Annotated in this window: 14 protein-coding genes; 9 read left to right on the top strand and 5 right to left on the bottom strand. The window is 62.8% G+C overall.

What is annotated here, in order from left to right; genetic code table 11:
• Positions 1–28: 28 nt before the first annotated feature.
• Positions 29–643 carry a carbonic anhydrase gene (locus CORTU0001_RS10850; protein WP_005329958.1) on the bottom strand — a complete coding sequence of 205 codons (615 nt, stop codon included), beginning with the start codon at positions 641–643 and terminating at the stop codon, positions 29–31.
• 35 nt (positions 644–678) lie between these two features.
• Here CORTU0001_RS10850 and CORTU0001_RS10845 point away from each other — a divergent pair, with 35 nt between their 5' ends.
• Positions 679–1,539, top strand: a complete 861-nt coding sequence (locus CORTU0001_RS10845; RefSeq protein ID WP_005329955.1) for an HhH-GPD family protein — start codon at positions 679–681, stop codon at positions 1,537–1,539.
• A 56-nt stretch (positions 1,540–1,595) separates the two neighbouring features.
• Here CORTU0001_RS10845 and CORTU0001_RS10840 read toward each other — a convergent pair whose 3' ends face one another.
• On the bottom strand, positions 1,596–1,766 hold the full coding sequence (locus tag CORTU0001_RS10840) for a DUF4236 domain-containing protein (RefSeq protein ID WP_080970400.1): 171 nt from the start codon (positions 1,764–1,766) through the stop codon (positions 1,596–1,598).
• A 196-nt stretch (positions 1,767–1,962) separates the two neighbouring features.
• Positions 1,963–4,731, bottom strand: a complete 2,769-nt coding sequence (locus tag CORTU0001_RS10835; RefSeq protein ID WP_005329940.1) for an ATP-dependent Clp protease ATP-binding subunit — start codon at positions 4,729–4,731, stop codon at positions 1,963–1,965.
• Between the two features lie 219 nt (positions 4,732–4,950).
• On the opposite strand from CORTU0001_RS10835, the gene CORTU0001_RS10830 reads away from it, so the two are divergent.
• Positions 4,951–6,150, top strand: a complete 1,200-nt coding sequence (locus CORTU0001_RS10830) for a hypothetical protein (protein WP_005329936.1) — start codon at positions 4,951–4,953, stop codon at positions 6,148–6,150.
• 13 nt (positions 6,151–6,163) lie between these two features.
• Here the strand turns inward: CORTU0001_RS10830 and CORTU0001_RS10825 are convergent, their stop codons facing one another.
• Entirely contained in the window at positions 6,164–7,585 is a 1,422-nt protein-coding gene (locus CORTU0001_RS10825; protein ID WP_005329935.1) for an MDR family MFS transporter, read from the bottom strand.
• Between the two features lie 112 nt (positions 7,586–7,697).
• Between CORTU0001_RS10825 and CORTU0001_RS10820 the strand changes: the two genes are divergently transcribed.
• The 3 genes from CORTU0001_RS10820 to crtI are packed head-to-tail and all read left to right on the top strand — an operon-like array spanning position 7,698 to position 11,574.
• Positions 7,698–9,134 carry a GuaB1 family IMP dehydrogenase-related protein gene (locus CORTU0001_RS10820; protein WP_005329933.1) on the top strand — a complete coding sequence of 479 codons (1,437 nt, stop codon included), beginning with the start codon at positions 7,698–7,700 and terminating at the stop codon, positions 9,132–9,134.
• A 25-nt stretch (positions 9,135–9,159) separates the two neighbouring features.
• Entirely contained in the window at positions 9,160–10,035 is an 876-nt protein-coding gene (locus CORTU0001_RS10815) for a phytoene/squalene synthase family protein (RefSeq protein WP_005329931.1), read from the top strand.
• Positions 10,036–10,044: 9 nt separating this feature from the next.
• Complete coding sequence (gene crtI, locus CORTU0001_RS10810) at positions 10,045–11,574, top strand: phytoene desaturase family protein (protein ID WP_005329930.1); 1,530 nt, start codon at positions 10,045–10,047, stop codon at positions 11,572–11,574.
• A gap of 62 nt (positions 11,575–11,636) precedes the next feature.
• Here the strand turns inward: crtI and lysS are convergent, their stop codons facing one another.
• Positions 11,637–13,214 (bottom strand): lysine--tRNA ligase, encoded by a 1,578-nt coding sequence (lysS, locus tag CORTU0001_RS10805; RefSeq protein WP_005329928.1) that lies wholly within the window; start codon positions 13,212–13,214, stop codon positions 11,637–11,639.
• A gap of 190 nt (positions 13,215–13,404) precedes the next feature.
• Here lysS and CORTU0001_RS10800 point away from each other — a divergent pair, with 190 nt between their 5' ends.
• From CORTU0001_RS10800 to CORTU0001_RS10785, 4 genes are all read left to right on the top strand, one after another.
• On the top strand, positions 13,405–15,507 hold the full coding sequence (locus CORTU0001_RS10800; RefSeq protein WP_005329926.1) for a PhoX family protein: 2,103 nt from the start codon (positions 13,405–13,407) through the stop codon (positions 15,505–15,507).
• Positions 15,508–15,733: 226 nt separating this feature from the next.
• Positions 15,734–17,446, top strand: a complete 1,713-nt coding sequence (locus tag CORTU0001_RS10795) for a carbon starvation CstA family protein (protein ID WP_005329923.1) — start codon at positions 15,734–15,736, stop codon at positions 17,444–17,446.
• The gene (locus CORTU0001_RS10790; protein WP_005329921.1) at positions 17,430–17,687 is read left to right on the top strand and encodes a cory-CC-star protein; all 258 of its coding nucleotides are present in this window, start codon (positions 17,430–17,432) and stop codon (positions 17,685–17,687) included. The genes CORTU0001_RS10795 and CORTU0001_RS10790 overlap by 17 nt, the downstream gene beginning before the upstream one ends.
• Positions 17,678–18,619 carry an ArsA family ATPase gene (locus CORTU0001_RS10785; protein WP_005329920.1) on the top strand — a complete coding sequence of 314 codons (942 nt, stop codon included), beginning with the start codon at positions 17,678–17,680 and terminating at the stop codon, positions 18,617–18,619. Before CORTU0001_RS10790 ends, CORTU0001_RS10785 begins: the two co-directional genes overlap by 10 nt.
• Positions 18,620–18,657: the final 38 nt, after the last annotated feature.

Raw genomic sequence — 18,657 nt, 5'->3', positions numbered from 1 at the left:
CTAAGCCCGCGCCGCGTGTCAGGCTGAGCTACTTCACGCCGAGGGTCTGCAGTGTTTCCACGCTGGAGTCTTCCAGCAGGTAGCGCGCGCCGATAACGCCCAGGGCGCCCTCATCCAGCAGGCGGCGCACGTTGGGAACGCTGGCCACCAGCTGGGCGACGGTCTGGCGGGTGTGTTCCCGCTCGACGTCGTCAGTCGTGGCATTCGGGCCCGCCACTAGGGCGGAGGCGGCAACCTTCTCGATAATTGGTCGCTGCAGGCCGGTGGGTAGCTCGCCGCCGCCAACGAAGCCGGTAGCCGCGCCCACCGCGCCGCAAGATTGATGGCCGAGGACCACCAAAAGGTTGGGCTTGAGGGCGGCGAGGGCGTAGTCGAGGGAGGCTAGGACGGCGTCGTCAAGAATGTGGCCCGCGGTGCGGATGACAAAGGCATCGCCGAAGCCGATATTGAAGACGTGCTCGATAGGGGCGCGGGAATCGGAACAGGAAATGACCACCACGCGGGGATCCTGGCCATGGGTCAGGCCTTCGCGGTTATAAATCTCGCGTACGTCGACGGTCTCGCCGTCCAGTACGCGCTGATTTCCCGCCTTAAGGGCCTCCCATACGGCCTGCGGTTCGTGGGCAACATTACGTAAAGGCATAGGCCACATTCTAATGCCCTAGACTATCTCCCACGATGGATTCGCAAGCTCTTCTTTCCTGGTTCGATGCCAATGAACGCGACCTGCCATGGCGCCGGCCTGGCACGAGCGCGTGGGGCGTGCTGCTCAGCGAGGTCATGAGCCAGCAAACCCCGGTCGCGCGCGTGGCTCCGGTGTGGGAGGAATGGATGCGGCGCTGGCCCACCCCGGCGGACTTTGCCCAGGCCTCCCGGGCGGAGGTCCTGCGCGCCTGGGGCAAGCTGGGCTATCCGCGGCGCGCGCTGCGTCTGTGGGAGTGCGCGGCGGCCATTGGCGAGGGCGAGGTGCCGGCGGACGTCGATGAGCTGCTGCGCCTGCCGGGCATCGGTGACTACACCGCACGCGCCGTGGCCTGCTTCCACTATGGGGTAAATGTGCCGGTGGTCGATACCAATGTGCGCCGGGTGTATGCACGCGCGGAGGACGGTAGGTTCTTGGCGCCGCAACCGTCGAAGCGGGAGTTGGCGGCCGTAGCGGAGCTGCTGCCGGCCGATAATGGGCCGCGCTTTTCGGCCGCGCTCATGGAATTGGGAGCGCTAGTGTGCACGGCGAAGAACCCCTCCTGCGAGCAGTGCCCGCTGCGCGCAAGCTGTGCGTGGCAGCTCGCTGGCCGGCCGCAGCCCAGTGCAGAGGAGCAGGCACGGGCGAAAAAGCGCGTGCAAAAATTCGTCGGCACGGACCGACAGGTGCGCGGCAAGATTCTGGACGTGCTGCGCGCGGCGGAGCGGCCGGTGCCGCAGTCCGAGATTGACGTGGTCTGGCCCGATGCGGCGCAGCGCTCCCGGGCGTTGGCTTCGCTGCTTGCCGACGGCCTCGCCGAGCAAACCGACGCCGGCCTGTTCCACCTCCCTATTTAGGGGGTTAATAATGGCCGGCTATAATCGCAGGTCGCGATCCCGAAGGTGTGATCTGGTTAACGCCAACGGCCGCGGAAATTGAATCCACCCGGCAAGTTCACCCACATGCCGCCGCGGGAATTGAAGGTGACCGGCCCTACCTTGGTAGACATCGACGCGCCGGATCCAGAGACGTTGATCCAGCTATTCTTGCCGGTCTTTTTTCTTGAACGATACTGAAGTCCCATAAGCATATATTTTAGCAATTCCACTTCCACCGTTCCTACTGCGCAGTAGGTTTTGGGCATGGAAAAGATTTGACGGGAAACCGGCATCTTCTGATTGCGCGGGCTAAATGGGGTCCGAGCCCGCGGAACTGCACAGAAAAAGCCACCCAGCCTCGCAGAAAGCGAAGTGCTGGGTGGCTTTAATCCTTGCCCCGAGTTACATCGGCTGGCCGGCGCCTGCTGGCGGCGGGTTGTGGCCGTCGTCATCGGAGTCGGAACCGGAGCCGGACTCTAGGTCGGTTCCGGCGGCGGTGGAGCCGCCATCGCCCGGAACGTCCGGGGTGATGGTGTCGGGCTCGCCGGCATCGGTGGAATCGGCGTCGTTTTCCCGCACCTCGGCATCGTCAAGCTGCGGCTCCTCGGTGTCCTCCGGCAGAGGCTTCGGGCGCGGGCTGAAGGTGAACTTTGCGCCCGTGTTGTCCTTGGACTCGCCGTCCCAGCCCTCGACGTCGACGGTGATGATCTCACCGGCGCCGATTTCGCCGAAGAGGATCTTCTCGGAGAGCTGATCCTCAATCTCGCGCTGAATGGTGCGGCGCAGCGGACGAGCGCCCAAGACTGGGTCAAAGCCTCGCTTAGCCAGGAGGTCCTTGGCCTTCTGCGTGAGCTCGATGCCCATATCGCGCTCATCCAGCTGCTTGGCCACGCGGCCGATGAGTAGCTCGACCATCTCCACAATCTGCTCTTGGGTGAGCTGGTGGAAGACGACGATGTCATCGATACGGTTCAAGAACTCTGGGCGGAAGTGCTTCTTCAGCTCGTCGTTGACCTTCTGCTTCATCCGGTCGTACTGGGCATCCGAATCGTTTTCGGAGGAACCGGTAAAGCCCAAGCCCACCGGCTTCGAGATGTCCTGGGTGCCCAGGTTCGAGGTGAAGATGAGAACGGTGTTCTTGAAGTCGACGACGCGACCCTGGCCGTCAGTAAGGCGGCCATCTTCCAGCACCTGCAGGAGGGTGTTGTAAATCTCCTTGTGAGCCTTCTCGATCTCGTCGAAAAGCACGACGGAGAACGGCTTGCGGCGAACCTTCTCGGTCAGCTGGCCACCCTCTTCGTAGCCGACGTATCCCGGAGGGGCACCGAAGAGGCGGGAAGCGGTGAAGCGATCGTGGAACTCACCCATGTCGATCTGGATGAGGTCATCATCCGAACCGAAGAGGAAGTTAGCCAGGGACTTCGACAGCTCAGTCTTACCCACACCGGACGGGCCGGCGAAGATGAAGGAACCGGACGGGCGGCGCGGATCCTTGAGGCCCGCACGGGTGCGGCGGATGGCGCGGGAGACGGACTTGACCGCCTCGTCCTGGCCGATGATGCGCTTGTGCAGCTCCTCTTCCATGTTGAGCAGACGGTTGGATTCCTTCTCCGTCAGCTTCAGCACCGGGATGCCGGTCCAGTGCGCCAGAACCTCGGCGATCTGGTCCTCGCCTACCTCGGCGATTTCCTCCAGGTCGCCAGAGCGCCACTGCTTTTCCTTCTCTGCGCGCTCCTCGCCCAGCTTGCGCTCCTTATCGCGCAGGCCGGCTGCCTTCTCAAAGTCCTGGGCATCGATGGCCGCTTCCTTTTCCTTGCGGACCTCAGCGATGCGGTCATCGACCTCGCGCAAGCCCTTCGGCGCGGTCATGCGCTTGATGCGCATACGAGCACCAGCCTCATCGAGGAGGTCAACGGCCTTATCCGGCAAGAAACGGTCATTGATGTAGCGGTCCGAGAGGGAAGCTGCAGCATGCAGCGCCTCATCGGTGTAGGACACGCGGTGGTGCGCCTCGTACTTATCGCGCAGGCCCTTCAGGATCAAGAAGGTGTCATCCAGGGAAGGCTCCTCCACCTTGACTGGCTGGAAGCGGCGCTCCAGGGCGGCATCCTTCTCGATGTGCTTGCGGTATTCCTCAAGGGTCGTAGCACCGATGGTCTGCAGCTCGCCACGAGCCAGCTTCGGCTTCAGTAGCGAGGCTGCGTCGATGGCGCCTTCAGCAGCACCAGCACCAACCAGGGTGTGGATCTCATCGATGAACAAGATGATGTCGCCGCGCTGGTTGATCTCCTTGAGCACCTTCTTCAGGCGTTCCTCAAAGTCACCGCGGTAACGGGAGCCGGCAACCAGGGAGCCCAAGTCGAGCGAGTAAAGCTGCTTGTCCTTGAGGGTCTCCGGAACCTTGCCGTTGACGATGTCGAGCGCCAAGCCCTCAACGACGGCGGTCTTACCAACGCCCGGCTCACCGATGAGAACCGGGTTATTCTTCGTACGGCGAGACAGCACCTGCATGATGCGCTCTACCTCGGACTCACGGCCAACGACCGGATCGAGCTTGCCGTCCTTAGCGGCCTGAGTGAGGTTGCGGCCGAACTGGTCGAGCACCAGGGAATTGGAACGCTCGCCGGAACCGCCGGAGCCGCCACGGCCGCCCGCGCCGGCACCTGCACCAGCACCCGCGCCGACCGGACCGGAGCCCTGGCCGTTGGAGGAACCACCCTCCTGCTGGCCGCCCTCATAACCGGACAGCAGCTGGATAACCTGCTGGCGCACGCGCGGCAGGTCGGCGCCGAGCTTGGTCAGCACCTGGGCGGCAACGCCGTCGCCCTCGCGAATGAGACCCAATAGCAAGAACTCAGTACCGATGTACTTGTGTCCCATCTGCAGGCCTTCGCGCAGGGAAAGCTCCAGCACCTTCTTGGCGCGTGGGGTAAAGGGGATGTGGCCGGTATGCGGCTGGCTGCCTTGGCCGATGATTTCCTCGACCTCGCGGCGGACATCCTCCAGGGAGATACCCATGGATTCCAGCGCCTTGGCGGCTACGCCTTCGCCCTCATGGATAAGGCCGAGCAGGATGTGCTCGGTGCCGATGTAATTGTGGTTAAGCATGCGTGCTTCTTCCTGCGCCAACACAATGACGCGGCGAGCACGATCGGTAAACCTCTCGAACATGATTCCCCTATACTTTCGCTTCTAATGTGATACCCACTCTAACGCGGCAGTCCGCCGATAATTTCCCGTTTTGTTCCCAGATGCCCGCAATACCGCCAGAATCCACCATATGCGCAGCTCACACGGGTGTACGCCGGTAGCGAACAGGGGCATGGGCATGTAATCTAGAATCGTTTTATCGTTCCCTGCCCCTCCCTACGATTTAAGGACGTCGCGACCGTGCCCCAGCTTCCTGAGTTCTTTGCCACCCAGCACAATCTGCACGAATTGGCCGTGTTGGATGAGGCTCCATCGTCTACCCTCTTTGCGGTCGAAGATGGAAACACGCACCAGCAGCTGAGCGTGGAAATCTTCGCGCCGGAAATTACCGGCGTGGTGGACAAATCCACGGCACTGCATGGGTTGCACCACCCTGCCATCGCGCCGCTGGTAGGCACGGGCACTACCGCGGACGGGCAGGAATTCATCGTGCGCGAAGGGGTTTCCGGAACCCAGCTTTCTGAGCTTCCCAATGATCTCAGCCGCGAGGAGGCCGCCGACGTCTTCGGTCCGCTGGCGGGTGCGGTGGACTTCCTAGTTTCCCGCGGGCGGGCAGATTTTGCGGTGCATGGGCTAAGGGAGGCACGGGTGGGCGTCGATAAGCAACGCCAGGTTTCGGTGCTGGCTGCGGCCGGTCCGTCCGGCGAAGAGCACGGCGATGCAGTGGCGGCGTTTGAAGAGCTTGTTGCCCGCAAGTGCCCGGAGTATAAGCCCACCGGCAATGCGGGTAGTGCCAAGGATGTTGTGGCTCACCTGCGCCCGCAGCGCGAATTCGATACCGCGCAGATTCCGCGCGTGCAGGAGCCGGAGCCACGCCCTCAGCAGCAGTTTGCCCCACCACAACAGCCGCAACCGATGGCCCAGCCCATGGCGCAGCCGCAGCAACCGATGGCACCCGCCCCGAAGAAGAAGGGCAAGGGCGGGCTCATTGCGCTGATTACGGTGCTGGCGGTGGCCGCGATCGCTGCTGCGGCCGCGCTGTGGTTCTTCCTGTCCTACCCCAGCTGGAATGACAAAGAGCAAAACCTTGCGGATGCGTACCCGGACTTGGTGGGCTCCCGCAGCGGTCAGGACGGCTTCGATGGGGCTAAGTGCTCCTCGCGCGAGCCGGAGCCTGGCCAGGAGGCCAAGATTTCCTGCGTGGGCGATGGGTTCAACTACATCGTGACCTACTACCCCAGCGTGGAGGAGCGCGATGCCGTGCTTCCCGACGCCGAACCGGTAGAGCTTTCCAATGACCAGTGCACCATCCAAAGCTTTGAGACCACCGCGGATGTTCCTACCTACGTGATGGCCGTGGAAGGCACCCAGTCCGCATTCCTGGTCTGGGGCGATAAGGCTGAAGAGGAGCGGCTGAACCTGCCGCTGTGCGCCTCTTAATTTGTCCTTGTTCCTATTCCGCGGAGGGTACGCGCTTGAGGAACGGAGCGAGTACGACAACCACCAGCGAAAGCACGCCGGCAAAAAGGAAGGCCCAGTGTGCGCCATGAGCCGTCGCGGCGACCTCGTTCATGCCTTGGGCCGCACCGGACTTGGTGCCACGGGTCAGGAAGGTCATCAGGAAGGCGGTGCCGGCCGCGCCCGCCAGCTGCTGCAGGGTATTGAGGATGGCGGAGCCGTGCGAGTAGAGCTCGTCTGGCAGGGAGGCTAGGGACGTCGTCATCAGCGGCGTCATCATAAGCGCGATGCCCAGCGCAAAAAGGATGTGCATGCCAATGACCATCCATACCGCACTGTCCTCGTTGAGCAGGGTCATCAGCCACGTGCCCGCGGCGAGGAGCAGGGCGCCGGGGATCATGAGCGGGCGGGGCCCGTGGACGTCATAGAGACGGCCGACCATCGGCGAGATGCCGCCTTGGAGCAAACCGCCAGGCATGACGACGAGCCCGGTGACCAGCGAGCTTACCGCCAGGGAGGTCTGCAGGTAGATGGGTAGAATATTGACCACGCCGAGCAATAGCCCAAACATGAGCAGCATGCCCAGTACCGCCACGGTGAAGTTGGGAACCGTAAACGGGCGCATGTCCAAAAGAGCGCGATTGTCCTTGGCCAGGCGCAGCTGGCGGCGGGTGAAAAGCGCCAAAGCCACGAGACCAACGATGAGGACGACGATGTCTACCAGGCCATCGCCCTCCAGTATGTTTTCCAGGGACGATACGGCGTAGACCAATCCGCCGAAGGCGAAGACGGACAGGACGACGGACGGGAAATCCAGCGGGGTATCGCGCTTATCTCCCACGTTGACCAGGCGGAAATAGCCGGCGGCGCAGATGAGGCCAAGCAGCGGCACCATGGTCCAGAAGATGACGTGCCAGCTAGACATGCCCAACACGAAGCCGCCCACCGTGGGTCCGAGTGCTGGGGCCACGGAAATGACCACGGAGATAATGCCCATGACGCTGCCGCGGCGCTGCGGCGGGACGAGGGTCATCGCCACCGTCATCAGGGTGGGGATCATCAAGGCGGTGCCGGCCGCCTGGAATACGCGCCCCACCAGCAGCACGCCGAAGGCCGGGGCGAGCGCCGCCAACACCGTACCGGCAAGAAAAACGCCCGACGCGGCCAAGAAGATCTGCCGGGTGGTGAACTTATCCATGAGAAAGCCGGTGGTCGGGATGACCACGCCCATGGTGAGGAGGAAACCGGTAAGCAGCCACTGGGCGGAGGTCGCGGGGATGCCAAAGTCCGCCATGATGGTGGGCAGCGCTACCGACAGGGCGGTCTCGTTCAGGATCATCACCATCGCGCCGAGGACGAGGATGGTGAGGTTGATTTTTACCTCTGCGGAAATGTGGGGATCTGGTTTCTGAGACACCCAGACAGGATACTGAGGCCGCGAGTGCGGGGAAAGTCGAGGAGTATAGTTTTAGTGTCTTCATCCGCGCGGTGAGACCGCGCCACCCGAGCCTAAAACGAGGTACACCCCAGTGCGTTTTCTCAACGATTCCCACCCGCCGTACGAATTGACCTACTCCGACGTATTTATGGTCCCGAGCCACTCCGAGGTGGGCTCGCGCCAGTCGGTAGACCTCACCACTGAGGACGGCACCGGAAATACCATCCCGCTCATCGTGGCCAATATGACTGCCGTGGCCGGGCGCCGCATGGCAGAGACCATCGCCCGGCGCGGCGGGCTGACCATCCTGCCACAGGACCTCTCTTTAGAAGCGGCCGCAGAAACCATCGCCTCTGTGAAGGCGGCGGACTTGGTCTATGACACCCCAATTACCGTGAAGCCGCACCACACCGTGGGCTATACCAGCAACCTTTTGCACAAGCGCGCCCATGGTGCCGCCATCGTGGTCGACGGGGACATGCCCATCGGCATCATCACCCCAAAGGACCTGCGCGGACAGGATAACTTCACCGCCGTTGGCCAATTGATGACCACCGACTTGGTCACGCTGCCGGTGGGTATTGACCCGCAGGAGGCCTTTACCAAGCTGCGCAAAACCTCCCGCAAGCTAGCCCCGGTGGTCAACCCGGATGGCACCTTGGCTGGAATCCTCACGAGGAAGGGCGCGGTGAGGGCGAAGATGTACAGGCCGGGCGTCGACAAGCAAGGCCGCTTACACATCGGTGCTGCGGTGGGCATCAACGGTGATGTGGAAGGCCGCGCCCGTGCCCTAGCGGAGGCCGGTGCTGACGTCCTAGTCATCGATACCGCTCACGGCCACCAGGAAAGCATGCTCACCGCGCTGCGCAAGGTTAAGGCGCTGGATCTGGGGCTTCCCATTGCGGCCGGCAATATCGTCACGGCTGAGGGCGTGCGCGAGCTGGCTGCGGCCGGCGCGGACATTATCAAGGTCGGTGTGGGCCCGGGTGCGATGTGCACCACCCGCATGCAAACTGGTGTGGGCCGCCCGCAGTTCTCGGCCGTCCTGGAGTGCGCTGCGGCCGCCCGCGAGGTAGGCGCCCATGTTTGGGCCGATGGCGGCGTGCGCGACCCGCGCGACGTTGCCCTCGCACTTGCCGCGGGCGCCTCCAATGTGATGATTGGCTCTTGGTTCGCCGGCACCTTCGAGTCCCCAGGTGACCTGCACAAGGATGCCGACGGTGCCTTCTATAAAGAATCCTTCGGTATGGCTTCGCGCCGGGCGGTGCGCGGCCGCAATTCCGATACCGAAGCTTTTGAACGCGCCCGCCGCGAGATGTTCGAAGAGGGCATTTCTACCTCCCGCATCTACCTCGACCCCGAGCACGGCGGTGTGGAGCACCTGGTGGACCGGATTGTCTCTGGCGTGCGTTCCTCGTGCACCTACGCCGGCGCCGATTCCCTGGCCGCCTTCCGCGAGCGCGCCACCGTGGGCGTGCAGTCTGCGGCCGGCTTTGCCGAGGGGCAGCCACGCGCCACGAACCGCTAACAGGCTGCATGCTACGTTGACAGATATGTTGACTCGCTATGACCAAGCGGCCTCCCGCGCGGCCGCGCAGGTTATGGGGCAGTACTCCACCAGTTTCTCCCTGGCCACGCGGCTTTTGCGCGGGCGGGTGCGCGCCGATATCCGCCACCTATACGCGGTGGTGCGCATTGCAGACGAGCTTGTCGACGGCGCCGCAGCCCAAGCCCACACCGACCCCGCCGCCGCGCTAAGTGCCTACGAGCAGACCATCCTGGCCGCACCGCAGCAGCGACTGCACACCGACCCGATTGTGCACGCTTATGCCATCACCGCTCGCCGCTGCGGCTTCCACCGCGAGCACCTTGTTGCCTTCTTTAGCTCCATGCGCGCGGACCTGACCCAACGCGAATACTCCCCGTCGGAGCTGCAGGACTATATCTACGGCTCAGCGGAAGCCATCGGGCTATTGTGCCTGCAAATTTTCTTGGCCGAGGAAGACGTCTCCCCTGCCGACCGCGCCGCCATGGAGCGCGGCGCCCGCGCGCTAGGGTCAGCCTTTCAGAAGATTAATTTCCTGCGTGACCTGGCTGAGGATAGCTCCACTTTGGGCCGCACCTATTTTCAGCAGGCCCCATCGGGACGAATTGATGAGGCCACCAAGTCCGCGCTTATCGCAGAGATCCGCCGGGAGCTCGCCACCGCTGCGCTCACCATCGACTTGCTGCCGGCCTCTGCACGGGTGGGGGTGAGCGCGGCGGCGGATATCTTTGCCGAGCTCACCAATCGCCTTGCCGCCACCCCGGCTACGGCGCTTGCCGCTACACGGGTATCCGTTCCGAACCACACCAAGGCTTGGCTCGCGGCCCGCGCGGTGCGCCGTCGCGGCCACAGCAGCCATACCCCACACCCAGCCAGAGGTTAAGGAGACGTCATGCACGCCGTCGTCATTGGAGCCGGCATCGCCGGACTCGCCACCGCCGCTTTGCTCGGCCGCGAGGGCTACGAGGTCACCGTTGTGGACTCGCTGGATGAGGTAGGCGGGCGCGCCGGCAGCTTTGCGGAGGCTGGCTTCCGCTGGGATACCGGCCCGTCGTGGTACCTCATGCCCGAGGCTTTCGATCACTTCTTTGCGCTGTGCGGCACCTCCACCGAGGCGGAGCTGGACTTGGTAGACCTCTCCCCCGCCTACCGCGTCTTTCATGGGGATGCGCCGGTGGACGTGCACTCCGGCACCGAGGAAGTCACCGCGCTTTTCGAGTCACTGGAGCCCGGCGCAGGCGAGAAAGTCCGGGAGTACTTAGCGCAGGCCAGCGATACCTATGACATGGCGCTCAAGCACTTCCTTTACACCACCTTCTCCGCGCCGCTGAACCTGGTGCACCGCGATATCCGCACCCGGTTGTCCCGCCTGGTGGCGCTGCTTTCGGCGAACCTGAAGCAGCATGTGGGCCGAAGCTTTTCTGATGCCCGCCTGCGCCAAATCTTGAGCTACCCGGCGGTCTTTTTGTCCTCCGAGCCGGCCGCCGCACCGGCACTGTATTCCTTGATGAGCCATACCGACCTGGTGGAGGGCGTGCGCTACCCGCAGGGTGGCTTCGCGGCCGTGGTCCAGGCCATCTACCGGCAGGCTCAGAAGTTTGGCGCCACCTTCCGCTTGGGCGAGGAGGTGACCTCCATCAAGGTCGCCAACCGGCAGGTCACGGGCGTGCGCACGAACAAGGGCGCAATCCACGCCGATATCGTGGTCTCGGCGGCGGACGTGCACCACACCGAGACCCAGCTTTTGCCGCCGCAGTTGCGCACGTACCCGGAGCGCTATTGGGGCCGGCGCAATCCCGGTCTGGGCACCGTGCTTATTTTGGCCGGGGTGAAGGGCGAGCTGCCAGAACTAGCGCACCATACGCTGCTTTTTAGCCAGGATTGGGATCCGGATTTCCGCGCCGTCTATTCCGGGCCGGAGCCCTCCCGGCCGTTGGGCGCCTCGGAGTCCATCTACGTGTCCAAGACCTCGGCCACCGACCCGAACGTAGCGCCCGCGGGCCACGAAAACCTCTTCATTTTGGTACCGGTGCCGGCCGCGGAGGCGCCTGGGTTCGGCAACGCCTACCACGCAGACGAATCCGAGCGCGTTGCCGCGATTGCCGACGCCGCCCTCAACCACATCGCGGCCACGGCCGGGGTGCCAGATTTGGTAGACAGGGTCGTCATCAAGCGCACGCTCGGCCCGGCCGATTTTGCCGAGCGCTACCGTGCCTGGTCGGCCGGTTCTATTGGGCCCGCGCACACGCTGCGGCAATCGGCGTTCTTGCGCGGGCGTAATGCCTCGCGCAAGGTCGATGGACTCTATTACGCAGGAGCCACCACCGTGCCGGGCGTGGGCGTGCCGATGTGTCTGATTTCGGCCGAAAACATTATTAAGCGCCTGCGCGGCGATAAATCCGCAGGGCCACTTTCGCACTAGCCCAGGCACGGCAAAAGCCGCCAGCCACGTGGGCTGACGGCTAGAGATTGGCCGCTGGGCTGCTACTTCTGCTCTGGTTTAACCAGTGGGAAGAGCACGGTTTCACGGATGCCCAGGCCGGTCAGGGCCATCAGCAGGCGGTCCATGCCCATGCCGGTGCCGGCCGTAGGAGGCATGCCCTGCTCCATTGCAGCAAGGAAGTCCTCGTCCAGCACCATGGCCTCGTCATCGCCACCGGCGGCCAGGCGAGCCTGATCCTCAAAGCGCTCGCGCTGGATAACCGGGTCCACCAGCTCGGAGTAGCCGGTTGCCAGCTCGAAGCCGCGGACGTAGAGATCCCACTTCTCGGTCACGCCCGGCTTGGAACGGTGCTGACGGGTCAGTGGGGAGGTCTCAACCGGGAAGTTCTTGACAAAGATGGGGCCTTCCAGCTGGTCCTCGCACAGGACCTCCCAGATTTCCTCCACTAGCTTGCCGTGGCCCCAGCCGCCATCCTTGGGGACGTCAAGGCCGATGACGTCTGCAATGCCCTTGAGCGTCTCGACGTCGGTATCGATGGTGACCTCCGGCTGGCCCGGGAACTTGCGCTGCAGGGCTTCATTGAGGGAGGGGTACATCTCGATTTCGGGCCACTCTTCGCCGCCGAAGTCGAACTCGGTGCCATCCGCCAGGGTGACGGTGGTGGAGCCAAAGACGTCGCGCGCTACGGCCTGGATGGACTCGCGCGTCATGCGGGCACAATCGTCGTAGTCGCCCCATGCAGCGTAGGTCTCGAGCATGGCGAACTCCGGCGAGTGAGAACGGTCCACGCCCTCGTTGCGGAAGTTGCGGTTGATTTCGAAGACGCGGTCAATGCCGCCGACGACGGCACGCTTCAAGTACAGCTCCGGCGCAATGCGCAGGTAGAGGTCAATATCCAGCGCATTGGAGTGGGTGATAAACGGGCGAGCGGCCGCGCCACCGTGCAGGGTCTGCAGCATCGGGGTCTCGATTTCAACGAAGTCCTGGCTTTCCAGGTAGTTGCGCAGCGCGCGCATGACCTTCACGCGGATCATGGCGTTCTTGCGGGCCTCTTCGCGGATAATGAGGTCGTTATAGCGCTGGCGCACACGGGTATCTTCTGCCATATCGGCAAAGGACACCGGCAACGGACGCAGGGACTTAGCGGCCATGGTCCACTCGGAAACCATGATGGACAGCTCACCGCGGCGGGAGGAAATCACGCGGCCGCGCACGGAGATGAAATCGCCCAAGTCAACATCGGACTTCCAAGCGTCGAGGCGCTCCTTGCCTACCTCGGCCAAGGAAAGCATGGCCTGCACCTGGGTGCCATCGCCATCTTGCAGGGTGGCAAAGCACAGCTTGCCGGTATTGCGCATAAAGATAAGGCGGCCGGCAATGGCGTGGGTTACCTCGGTTTCCTCGCCTGGGGCCAGGTAGGTCACGCCTTCTTCGGCGCCCGGCTCTTCGCCCTCGGCCACTACGCGGAAATCGTGGCGCAAATCCTTCAAAGAAATGGTGCGCTCAACGGTGACCGGGTAGGCCTCTACGCCGGATTCCAGCAGGCGATCGCGCTTCTCGCGGCGGATGCGCAGCTGCTCAGGGACATCGTTTACTTCATTATTCTTCTGCTCGCTCACGTTAGCCTAGGGTAGTCGATCCCCACCGCAGCACGCGATTTAGCCCACGCCCCCCTCACCCCGGAAAAGATTTACGCATAATTCACTTCACCGTCACCTCAGCGCCAACACACAGTTACTGAGATCCCCTTATATAAATGGCTGTCCCCGTGTCTAAACAATATTTTCGACCTTTTTTGGAGCAGTAATAATGGCGCTTAAAGGCCGCAACCTTCTCTCTAGTCTCTTTGCCTCCTCTCGTTCCAGCCTGACCTGCACCTACAAGTGCGGTAATGCTTGCTTTGGCGAGTGCGAGAACAAGTCCAATAACCCGTATTTTGCTGACCAATTCTCCCGCCGTACCGCGCTGCGTGCGGGCAGCCTGTCCGTCGTCACCGTTGGCGGCGGCGCTGCTCTGGCGGCCTGCTCCAACCCGGATGATGCGTCTAACGAGGCTTCTTCTTCCGAGGGCAAGGGCGGCAAGACCTCTGAGGCTAACGTTGAGCTCACCTCCGCAGAGGGCATGAAGTTCGACCCAGTTCAGCCAAACGAGAAGGACGAAGTGGTCATCCCGGATGGCTACGAGCAGTCCGTTCTCATTGCCTGGGGCGACCCACTGTTTGAGGACGCGCCGGAATTCGATGATAAGAACCAGACCGCCGAGGCAGCCGAGAAGCAGTTCGGCTTCAACAATGACTTCGCGGGCCTTATCGAGCACCCGGACGATGACAACCGCCTTATCTACGTCTGCTCCCACGAGTACACCACCGAGCCGCAGATGTTCCCCAACTACGATGCGGATAACCCCACCGAGGAGCAGGCCAAGATCGGCTGGGCTGGCCACGGCCACTCCATCGTGGAGGTGTCCAAGGTAGGCGATACCGGTGAACTCAAGCGCGAGTTCGGCCCGCTCAACCGCCGCATCACCGCCACCACCGAATTCACCCTGGTGGGCCCAGCTGCCGGCTCCGACTACGTCAAGACCTCCGCCGATAAGACCGGCAAGAAGGTCAAGGGCACCCTGAATAACTGCTCCGGCGGCATCACTCCGTGGAATACCATGCTTTCTGGCGAAGAGAACTTTGACCAGTACTTCGCCCACGCCAAGCTGGATGACAAGAAGGCGCAGGAGTCCCTGGAGCGCTTCGGCATGGAAGACGGCGAATCCCAGCGCAAGTGGGAGCGCTTTGATAAGCGCTTCGATGTCTCCAAGGAGCCGAACGAGCCGAACCGCTTTGGCTGGATCGTAGAAATCAACCCGCTGGACCCGAAGTCAACCCCGGTCAAGCACACCGCGCTGGGCCGCTTCAAGCACGAGGCCGGCAACATCCACATCGCATCCGATGGCACCGTCGTGTGCTACTCCGGCGATGACTCCCGCTTCGAGTACATCTACAAGTTCATCTCCACCAAGAAGTACAAAGAGGACGACATCGAGCACAACCTCACCATCTTGGACCACGGCACCCTGTACGTGGCCAAGGTAGAGGGCAACTCCCCAGAGGACGAGATTGACGGCTCCGGCGTGCTGCCAGAGGATGGCGCCTTTGATGGCAAGGGCGAATGGATCAAGCTGCTGACCTCCGATACAGAGAACAACAAGTTCGAGTCCCACGTTGATGGCATGTCTGCCGAAGAGGTTGCCGTCTACACCCGTGAGGCCGCCGATAAGGTGGGCGCCACCAAGATGGACCGCCCTGAGGATATGCAGGTTCACCCAGACTCCGAGAAAGTCTACGTGGCCCTGACCAATAATAAGTACCGCGGCGCTACCGGCGAGAATGCCAAGAAGAACAAGGAAGAGCCGATGGAGTGGGCTCCTATCAAGGAGAACAAGAACGGCCTGGTCATGGAGATTGAAGATGACCACGCTGGCGAGAAGTTCACCTGGAACCTCTTCCTGGTCTGTGGTGATCCGAAGGAAGCAAATACCTACTTTGGTGGCTTTGACAAGGAGAAGGTCTCCCCAATTTCTTGCCCGGATAACCTGGCCTTCGATAGCCACGGCAACCTGTGGATCTCCACCGACGGCAACGCCCTTGAGTCCAACGATGGCCTCTACGCCGTGACCACTGAGGGCGATACCCGCGGTGAGCTCAAGTGCTTCCTGACGGTCCCGGCAGGCGCTGAGACCTGCGGCCCCATCGTCACCGATGAGCGCGTGATGGTCAACGTTCAGCACCCAGGCGAGACCGACGACGCCACCTTCGAAAAGCAGACCTCCCACTGGCCAGAGGGCGGCAAGTCCACTCCTCGCCCGGCAGTGGTTGTGGTGTGGAAGAAGGACGGCAACATCGGCGTCGATAAGAAGTAACCACCACCTGGTTTAAGCACCCACCGCGCGGCCCACGTTCCCCCACTGGAACTGGGGCCGCGCAGTCGTTTTCCCTATCGGCAGCATGAGGAACTGCGCCGCCTGCGCCTTCCAAATATAAATCCACCCGCCGGTCTCCCCCACGGGCTAATACCTATGTGAGTTATGGCATACTATTCGCACGTGTGATACACGCCACCTGACTGCCCATGAGGAGACGTACACCATGAACTCTCTTGTCCTCGCCATCATCGGCATTGCGATGATGGGCGCCGGCTATCTGCTCTATTCCAAGCTCCTAGGAAAGAGCATTTTCCGGCTATCCCCGAACTACTCCACCCCGGCCCACACCATGGAAGACGGCGTAGACTATGTACCCACCAATAAATACGTTCTGTGGGGCCACCACTTCACATCCGTGGCGGGCGCCGCGCCCATCATTGGTCCGGCCGTAGCCGTCATCTGGGGCTGGGTCCCGGCGTTTCTCTGGGTCACCCTCGGCACCATCTTCTTTGCCGGCATGCACGATTTAGGCGCGCTGTGGGCGTCGCAGCGCCACAAGGGCCAGTCCATTGGCACTTTGTCTGGTCGCTACATTGGCAAGCGCGGGCGTAATCTCTTCCTCATCGTCATCTTCCTGCTGCTGTTGATGGTGAATGCGGCCTTCGCCGTGGTCATTTCGAACCTGCTGGTCTCCACGCCTACGGCCGTTATCCCCACGTGGGGCGCCATCGTCGTCGCGCTGCTTATCGGCCAGGCCATCTACCGCCTGAATTGGAACCTGCCGCTGGTCTCCATCGTGGGCGTTGTCGCGCTCTACGCGTTGATGATCATCGGTGACCGCGTGCCTGTGGTCCTGCCAGATACGGTCCTGGGCATCCCCGCCAACGGCGTGTGGATCATCTTGTTATTCATCTACGCCTTCATCGCTTCGATGCTGCCGGTGTGGGTGTTGCTGCAGCCGCGCGACTACATCAACGGCCTCCAGCTCTTTGTGGGCCTGGCCATCTTGTACGGTTCCTTCCTTATTACCCGCCCTTCGCTTGCCGCACCGGCGTTGCGCGACAACGTGCCGGACGGTACCCCGGGCATCTTCCCGCTACTCTTTGTCACCATCGCCTGCGGCGCTATCTCCGGCTTCCACGGCGTGGTGGCCTCCGGCACCTCGTCCAAGCAGGTGGATAAGGAAACTGACGTGCGCTTTGTGGGGTACTTCGGCGCCGTAGGCGAGGGCTTGCTCGCGCTGGGCACCATCATCGCCACCACCGCGGGCTTTAAGTCCCTGCAGCAGTGGGAAGAGATCTACTCCGAGTGGAATGCCGGCGGCGTGGAGGCTTTCGTGCAAGGCGGCGGCGCACTCATAAATGAGGGCATGGGGATTCCCACGTCCCTCTCCGGCACCATCTTGGCCACCATGGCCGTCCTCTTCGCCGCCACCACCATGGACTCGGGCGTGCGCCTGCAGCGCCTAGTGGTGCAAGAAATTGGCGAGATCATGGGCGTGCGCATCAAGGCCTTGGCCGCCACCGTCATCGCGGTGGGCTTGGCCTTCGGCCTGACCTTCTCCGCCGGCGCGGATGGCTCCGGCGGCATGACCATCTGGCCGCTGTTCGGCACCACCAACCAGCTCATGGCGGGCCTTTCCTTGGCCATCGTGGTGGTCATCCTGACCCACCTGCGCCGGCCGACGTGGCCGGTGGTCTTCCCGCTCATCTTCGTTACCGCCATGTCACTGTGGGCCGCACTGCTCCAGCTGAAGTCCCTCTTTACCAGCCAGAACTGGCTGCTATTCTGCATGGACGTCATCATCGTGGTCGCCGCCATTTGGGTCATCGTGGAGGCCGTCGGCGCGATTTCTCGCGCCCGCAAGGAGACCCCGCTGGAGTGGTCCGATGAAGACCTTGATGCCCCGTTGCCCGAGCATGCTCGACAAGCTTAAGGCACTTGCGGCCGGGCTCAATGAGTACTACCAGGCCCCGTATCGTGCCAGCTTTGCCAAGGCCCAGCAGCAAGAAGATGATCTCTTCCTGATGCTGGTCGCCTCGGAGGCGCTCGGCATCCCCAACCCGGCCAGCTACTACACCCTGGAGCTTTTGCCGCTGGTCTATGAGGATTTCCACGCCTGGCATACCCGCATGGGAATGGATAGATCCCCGCTGGAGAATATTCAATGTTGTTAGAGACCGCACCCATCATGTTCTTTGGCGGCAAGGGCGGGGTGGGTAAAACTACCCTGGCCACCGCTACCGCGCTGCGCCTGTCCCGTGAGCACCGCGTCTGCCTGGTGTCCACGGACCCGGCGCATAACCTGGGGCATATTTTTGGTGCCTCGCTTGGCGACGCCCCCGTAGACCTCACCCCTACCCTGTCCGCCATCGAGATCAACCCTGCACGCGCGACCGAGCAACACCTAGCGCAGGTAGGGAACTCGATGCGCCGCTTTATGCCCGAGCACCTGCACGGTGAGGTGAAGAAGCACCTCGACTTGGCCCGGCAATCGCCCGGCACACAGGAGGCGGCCCTATTGGAGCGCATAGCGGCGCTCGTCGTGGAGGAGTCGGACTTCGACTACCTCATCTTCGATACCGCCCCCTCTGGGCACACTTCGCGGCTGATGGCCTTGCCGGAGATCATGGCCGCCTATACCGATGGATTGCTCTCCCGGCGCGAGAAATCCGATAAATTCGGCTCGCTGGTGCGCGGTATGTCGCAAGGAAGCGGCGCGGATAATGACCCAGTGGACCGGCGCAATCAGGAAATTCGCGCCACGCTTTTCCAGCGCCGCGAGCGCTTTGCCCAGCTGCGCACCGCTCTTACCTCCCCGTGCACCGTGTTCCACATCGTGCTCACCGCTGAGCGCCTGCCTGTGCTGGAATCTGCCGAGTTTCATGCGGACCTCACGAGCAACGGTGTGCGGGTGGGATCCATGCTGGTTAACCGGCGCACCCCGGAGAACCAAGGCGAGTTCTTGGCCGCCCGACGCGCCGCCGAGGATGAGGCGCTCGCACTCCTGCGCACCCAGCTGCCCGATACCCCGGTGCGCGAGGTTCCGTGGTTGCCGGAGGAAGTGGGGACTCCGGGGGCCGTCGGCAAGCTGGCGGCCTACCTCTAGCTCCACCCGCCCGCGCCGCTGTGGGCTTGGGTCTGCTA

Source organism: Corynebacterium tuberculostearicum SK141, from assembly GCF_000175635.1.
GTDB lineage: Bacteria > Actinomycetota > Actinomycetes > Mycobacteriales > Mycobacteriaceae > Corynebacterium > Corynebacterium tuberculostearicum_C.
Note: the sequence above shows the minus strand (reverse complement) of the source record. Positions and strands in the feature narration are given on the sequence as shown.